The organism is Paraburkholderia diazotrophica, assembly GCF_900108945.1.
Taxonomy (GTDB): Bacteria; Pseudomonadota; Gammaproteobacteria; order Burkholderiales; family Burkholderiaceae; genus Paraburkholderia; species Paraburkholderia diazotrophica.
In genome coordinates this window covers 1-3,301 of record NZ_FNYE01000092.1, presented here as the reverse complement: position 1 = coordinate 3,301, position 3,301 = coordinate 1, and the positions used below count along the sequence as shown (strand labels likewise).

Here is a 3,301-nt window from a genome sequence, read left to right as displayed (position 1 = left end):
CGGAATGTGAATCGAAACCGTGGTGCCCGCGCCCGGCGTGCTGCCGATCGAAAGCGATCCGCCGATCAGCCGCGCGCGCTCGTTCATGCCGAGCAAGCCATATGAATAGTCGCGCCTCACCACCTGCTGGTCGAAGCCGCGCCCGTCGTCGCGCACATGCAGTTCGAGCTCCTCCGCCGTCGAGATCAACGTCACATCGACGCGCGTCGCGTCGGCATGACGCGTGATGTTCGTCAGGGACGCCTGCACGATGCGGAACACAGCCGTCGCGTGCGCGTCCGACAGCGCGGGCTCGCCACCGACGATGTGCAACTCGCAAGGAATCGCATTGCGGCGGTTGAACTCGTCGACGAGCCATTCGAGCGCCGATACGATGCCGAAATTGAGTGCGGCCGGCCGCAAATGACTCGCGACGTTGCGCACCATCCAGATCGTGCCTTCGACCAGCTCGCGCATATCGTCGGTTTTTTTCATTGCTTCCGGGTCTTGCGTGAGACGCATCTTGAGCAGCGACACGTCCATCTTGAGCGCAGTCAGCAACTGGCCAAGTTCATCGTGAATCTCCATCGCGATGCGCTTTCTCTCCTCTTCGCGGATCGCCTCCATGTACGCGGACAGCTCGCGCTGCTGTTCGCGCGATTCGACAAGTTCCTGTTCCATCTGCTTGCGCCCCGTGATGTCGTTCAGGCCGACATAAATCGCGGGCGAATCGTCGTAGGTCGCGACGCGCGCTGTCGCCATCGCCCAGAACTGCGTGCCGTCGGGACGCCGGAACTGCACCTCCACATTGCGCAGGCTGCCCTCTGTCCTCAGATGCCCGATCAGATGATCGCGCTCGGCTGGATCGGCGTAGAAATCCGCGATATGGGCCGACATGCCTTCGTCCATGCCGAAGAGTTCGCGCAGCGGCTCGTTCGTGTACAGGATGCGCCCCGCCGGCATCGACGTGATGCACAACGGCACCGGACTCGTTTCGACGATCGCGCGAAAGCGCGCCTCGCTTGCCTGCAGGCGCGCGTCCGCGCGCCGCCGCTCGTCGATCTGCGCCTGCAGGTTCGCGTTGGCACGCGCCAGTTCTTCCGTGCGCGACGCGACGCGCCGTTCGAGATCGTCGCGCGCCTGCGATAACGCGGCCTCCGTTTCCTTGCGCACGGCCACTTCGGCGAGCAGTTGCCGGTTCTGGGCGAGAAGCTGCTTGTGCATGGCGCGCAGCTCGAGATGCACACCGACGCGCGCCAGCGTCTCGTCGACGCGCAACGGCTTGGTCACGTAATCGACGCCGCCCGCCGAAAAGCCCTCGACGCGATCCTCGTTGCCCGTCAGCGAGGTCATGAAGATCACGGCGATATCGCGCGTGCGTTCATCGCGCTTCAGACGGCGACACGTCTCGAAGCCGTCGATACCCGGCATCTTCACGTCGAGCAAAATCAGGTCGGGCTGCGAGAAAGCCGCGCGCTCCAGCGCTTCGATACCGTCGAGCGCCACCAGCACGCGAATGCCGCGCGCTTCGAGACTGTCTACGACCACGCCGAGGTTCGCGGGCGTATCGTCGACGATCAGGACGGTATCCGTATGTGCAGCCGAAGCGGCGAGATGGCTCATGTTGCAGTGTCCCCCTCCAGGTGCCGCTCAACGAGCTGCAGGATCGCCTTCGACTGGTACGCGCGCGCCAGTTGATGCAGCCGCGCGGCGAACGCCGCATGCGCCGGATCGCTTGCCGCAATGCGTTCCGCCCACTGAACGATGCCGCGCATGTTGCCGTCGCGCGCGAGCTGATGCAGTTCGTTCATTGCATCGATGGACATCGCGGCGGGAAACGTCAACGGGCTATCGGGCACGACTTCCGTCCACACGGCAGCTTGAGTCCATGTGATGTCGAGCAAATCCGCCATGCGTGCGAGCAGCAGATCGAAATTCACCGGCTTGGCGATGAAAGCATTCGCACCCGCGTCGAGACTCCTGGCGCCATCCACGCCGAACGGCGTCGCCGATACCGCGATGATCGGCAGGTGCGCGAATTCGGGCATCGCGCGCAGACGCTGCGTCACTTCGAGACCGTCGATGCCCGGCATCACGATGTCCGTGAGGATCAGATCGGGACGCTCCGCCTGCGCGATCGAGATGCCGTCGCGGCCGTTGTCGGCCTCGACGGTATCGAAGCCGATGCGCTCCAGCAGTTCGACGACGACAGCGCGATTGACCTGCACGTCATCGATCACGAGCACCTTCAGACGCCGACCTTCGTAGCCCGTGACGACCGACGCAGGAACGGGCGCGCGCGACGCGGGCCGTTCGACGAGCGACGCCGGCAGTTCGAACCAGAACACGCTGCCGCGGCCCACTTCGCTTTCGACGTGCACCTCGCCGCCCATCGCGCGAACGAACTGCCGGGTGATCGCAAGGCCGAGGCCCGTGCCGCCCGCACGCCGTTCCGCACCGCTCGCCTGCTCAAACGGCATGAATATCTTCTCCTGATGTTCCGCGTGAATGCCGATGCCCGTGTCGTGCACTTCGAAGCGGACCGCACCGCTTGCACTTCGTCCGATATGCAGGCGCACGCTGCCCTGGTCGGTGAATTTCACGGCGTTCGACAGCAGATTGAGCAACACCTGGCGCAAGCGGCGCTCGTCGGCGCGCACACCGGGCGGGGCATCGGCCGCCACCGCGCATGCGAACGCAAGCCGTCTCTGCTCGGCCTTCACCGCAATGATCTCGCGTATCGTATCGACGAGACCTGCGAGCGGCACATCGCAGATCTCGAAGCGCAGCTTGCCCGCTTCGACTTTCGCGAAATCGAGTGTCTCGTCGATCAACGTCAGCAGATGTTCTCCGCTTTGCTGGATCACAGCGACACCATCGCGCTGACGCACGCTCAACGTGCTGTCGCGCCCGAGAATCTGCGCATAGCCAAGAATGCCGTTGAGCGGCGTGCGTAGTTCGTGGCTGAGATTCGCGAGGAATTCGCCTTTCGCGCGGTTTGCCGCTTCGGCCGAGCGCCGTGCTTCGCGCTCGACGGCCGCCTCGCGCTCGTCGAGATACGCGCGATGCAGGCGCATGCCCATCGCGTTGAACGCCGACACCACGCGGTCGAGTTCGTCCGCCTCGCGCGGCGGCGTACGCCGAAGGACGAATGGCCGCGGCGGCTCGTGAAAATCGTAATCGCTGACAGTACGCGCGATCGCCGCGAGATGCCGCGTGACCAGCCTCCACAGGATATAGAACGTGAAGAGCGCGACCAGAAACGTATTCGCGCCCTGGCTCACGAGGATCACGAGCGCGGTGCGCCCGAGTTCGTGATAGA

2 protein-coding genes are annotated in these 3,301 nt (G+C 64.4%); both read right to left on the bottom strand.

Annotated elements, in window-relative coordinates; translation table 11 throughout:
* The coding region (locus BMW76_RS39855) for a hybrid sensor histidine kinase/response regulator (RefSeq protein WP_090874153.1) at window positions 1–1,602 on the bottom strand (1,602 nt) is incomplete at its 3' end.
* Window positions 1,599–3,301: ATP-binding protein (locus tag BMW76_RS39850; RefSeq protein WP_090874152.1), on the bottom strand; the 1,703-nt coding region annotated here is incomplete at its 5' end. The genes BMW76_RS39855 and BMW76_RS39850, both read right to left, overlap by 4 nt.